This window comes from Vibrio sp. 1978, assembly GCF_033344345.1.
This window is the reverse complement of sequence record NZ_JAWPOP010000105.1, coordinates 1-1264: the sequence shown is the minus strand read 5'-3', so window position 1 is coordinate 1264 and position 1264 is coordinate 1. Positions and strand designations below refer to the sequence as shown.

Genomic DNA, 1264 nt, shown 5'->3' with positions numbered 1-1264 from the left:
TACTTCGGCGTTCATTCCGGATGTCAAACGGTACTTGGCAACATCATCTTGAGAAATTGAGATTCGCGCTAGGTAATAGTCATCTTGGTTTTCTTGTGACAATTTATCCGCAGAAACAGTCAGCACCGTGCCATCGAGAGGAGCCAATGTTCGTGCATTCAGAGCGGTTAATCGCACATGCGCTTGTTGTCCTGGATTGATCAAGTCAATGTCTTGCGGATTGACTCTTGCTTCAACAAGCAACTTATCATCTTGAGGCACTAACTCTAACAACGTTTGTCCTGAACCAATAACCCCCTTTTCAGTGAACACTTGCATGTTCACTACGCGGCCTGAGATTGGCGCATTGATTGAAGTTCTAGCCACCACATCTTGAGCAGATCGATACTCTTCACGAATGGCAACGACTTCTTTTTTGGTATTCCGCAACTCTTCGACGATTTCATTCAATCTTTCGAGCTTTAACTCTTCTATCTTGGCTTGGTTCTCGTCTAACCTTTTCCCAACGGTTAAAGATTGCCGATCAAGCTGACTTAGAGTACTGCGAACCTCTGCGGCAAGCCGTTTGAGTTGCAACAAAGTGGATTTGCCAGAAAACCCCTTCTGGACCAAAGCTTGGTTACTTGCAATTTCTTCTTCAATAAAGTTGAGGCGCTCTCTTTCGATGACTTTGGTTTGCTTAAGATTTTCGAGCTCTAAGCTCGCACCAGAAATACTTTGTTCAATAATACTAAGCTTGCTCTCAAAAAAACGCTTTCTGGCAGTAAAGATTTTGTTTTGTACTAACTGTGCTTCTTTAACGATGTTCACACGAGGAATCGCTTCTAGATCACCAGACCACGAGATATCCGCTAATTCATCCAATTCGGCACTCAGCCGGTTTTCCTTCGCTAGCGTGTGAATGTACTGACCCCTAACTGCATCTAACTTGGCCATTGGCTGACGTTGCGATAATTGAACAAGCGGCTGGCCTTTCTTTACCAAATCGCCCTCTTGAACATACAGTTTTTCAATGATACCGCCTTCTAAATGCTGTATCTCTTGCCGCTTGGTTAGAACAGACAAATCTCCATAAGCGATAGCAGCACTCTCTAACTTTGCGGTAGCCGCCCAATATCCTAAACCGCCTAGGAAAAAGCTTAACGTTGCAACTCCGAGCAAAATTGGCTTTTTGAAACTCAAGTTAGCATCTGAACTGAAACGGTACACTTTCTCTGCAGGAAGTTCGTTAACGACTGGCTGCTGATTGCTCATTTTTCACCCT

1 protein-coding gene is annotated in these 1264 nt (G+C 44.1%); it reads right to left on the bottom strand.

Annotation, left to right across the window (positions count from 1 at the left end):
- Nucleotides 1–1254, bottom strand: a 1254-nt coding sequence (locus R8N49_RS24790) for an HlyD family type I secretion periplasmic adaptor subunit (protein ID WP_318190174.1), incomplete at its 3' end; no start/stop codon positions are given.
- Nucleotides 1255–1264: the final 10 nt, after the last annotated feature.